2 protein-coding genes are annotated in these 2,096 nt (G+C 68.6%); both read left to right on the top strand.

The genetic code is table 11. From position 1 onward, the window contains the following. The first annotated feature begins 70 nt into the window (after nt 1–70). Entirely contained in the window at nt 71–1,276 is a 1,206-nt protein-coding gene (gene istA / locus MRBLMI12_RS22240; RefSeq protein WP_363358362.1) for an IS21 family transposase, read from the top strand. Further along, entirely contained in the window at nt 1,276–2,067 is a 792-nt protein-coding gene (gene istB / locus MRBLMI12_RS22235) for an IS21-like element helper ATPase IstB (protein ID WP_363358361.1), read from the top strand. The genes istA and istB overlap by 1 nt, the downstream gene beginning before the upstream one ends. Nucleotides 2,068–2,096 lie beyond the last annotated feature (29 nt).

Genomic DNA, 2,096 nt, shown 5'->3' with positions numbered 1-2,096 from the left:
TGTCGGCGACGTTCGAGAACCCGGCCAAAACGACGCTTGAAAACTAGGCCACCCAGACCAGATTGGGTGGGTGATCTCCTTGGAAGATTGGGCGTTGATCAGGCGGCTGGTCGCGGACGGGGTTCCGCAGCGCCAGGTCGCGAGGGACCTCGGTATCGCGAGGGACACGGTGGCTGCGGCGGTGCGGTCGGATCGGCCGCCGAAGTATCAGCGAAGGCCGCAGGAGACGTCGTTCTCGCCGTTTGAGGCGCGGGTGCGGGCGTTGCTGGCCGAGCACCCGTCGATGCCGGCGACGGTGATCGCCGAGCGCGTGGAGTGGTCGGGGTCGATCACATGGTTCCGGGAGAACGTCCGGCGGTTGCGGCCGGAGCATCGCCCGGTGGACCCGGCCGACCGGTTGACGTGGGCAGCGGGTGACGCAGCGCAGTGCGATTTGTGGTTCCCGCCGCGGAAGATTCCGCGCGAGGATGGCAATCACGTGCTGCTGCCGGTGCTGGTGATCGTCGCGGCGCATTCTCGGTTCGTGACGGCGAGGATGATCCCGACTCGGAAGACCGAGGATCTGCTGCTGGGGTCGTGGGAGCTGATCCAGCAACTCCGGGCGGTGCCGCGGCGGCTGATCTGGGATAACGAGCCGGGCATCGGTCAGAAGGGTCGGCTTGCGCAGGGCGTGTCCGCGTTCGCCGGGACGCTGGCGACGAAGGTGGTGCAGTTGCGCCCCTACGATCCGGAGTCCAAGGGGATCGTGGAGCGTCGCAACGGGTGGATGGAGACCTCGTTCATGCCCGGCCGCACCTTCGCCTCACCGGTCGACTTCAACACCCAGCTCGCCGACTGGCTCGAGCGCGCGAACGGCCGCGTGGTGCGGACGATCAAGGCGCGGCCGATCGATCTGATCGAGCACGACCGGTCCCGGATGCTGCCGCTGCCGCCGGTTCCGCTGCAGCTGGGCTGGCGGGAGCGAGCCCGTCTCGGGCGGGATTACTACGTGCGGCTCGACGCCAGCGACTACTCCGTCGACCCTCAAGCGATCGGCCGGATGGTCGACGTGACCGCGGACCTCGACCGGGTCCGGGTGCGACTGGATGGCCGGATCGTTGCCGACCAACGCCGCATTTGGGCGCGCGGCGCTGTCGTCACCGATCCTGCCCACCGCGAGACCGCGAAGCTCCTGCGGCAACAGGTCCAACAACCGCGACCAGCGGCCGTCGACACGGACCTGACGAGGGATCTCGCCGACTACGACCGGGCATTCGGGATCGAAGGAGTCGCCTGATGGGCACCTTGAAGACGACCGAGTCGATCAAACAGATCACCTATCTCGCCGGCGCGTTGAAGGCGCCGCGGATCACCGAAGCCGCCGCCAGGATGGCCGACCAGGCAAGGGACGCGGGCTGGTCGTTCGAGGACTACCTCGCCGCCGTCCTCGAACGCGAAGTGTCCGCCCGCAACGCGTCCGGTGCTGAGCTGCGGATCAAAGCCGCCGGGTTCCCGGCGCGCAAGACGCTCGAGGACTTCGACTGGGACGCGCAACCCACCGCCCGGCAACAGGTCGCAGCCCTCGCCTCCGGCGGGTTCCTGCTCGAAGCGCAGAACGTGGTGCTGCTCGGCCCGCCCGGCACCGGCAAGACCCACCTGGCGACGGCGCTCGGGATCGTCGCCGCCCGGCACGGACACCGGGTGCTGTTCGCCACCGCCACGGACTGGGTCACCCGGCTCACCGACGCCCACCGGCAAGGCAACCTCCCCCGCGAGCTCGCCCGGCTGCGCCGTTACGGGTTGATCATCGTCGACGAGGTCGGCTACCTCCCGTTCGAGCAGGACGCCGCGAACCTCTTCTTCCAGCTCGTCTCGTCCCGCTACGAACACGCGTCGCTGATCCTCACGTCGAACCTGCCGTTCTCCGCCTGGGGCGGGGTCTTCGGCGACCAAGCCGTCGCCGCCGCGATGATCGACCGCATCGTCCACCACGCCGACGTCCTCACCCTCAAAGGGGCCAGCTATCGACTCCGCGGACGCGGCATCGACAGCCTCCCCAGCATCAGAACCCAGGATCCGGCAGACTGAGCAAACGACAACCAGGTGGCCTCGTTGTC

The sequence above is a fragment of the Microbacterium sp. LMI12-1-1.1 genome, from assembly GCF_040676455.1.
Classification (GTDB): domain Bacteria; phylum Actinomycetota; class Actinomycetes; order Actinomycetales; family Microbacteriaceae; genus Microbacterium.
This window is presented reverse-complemented; position numbering and strand designations above follow the sequence as displayed.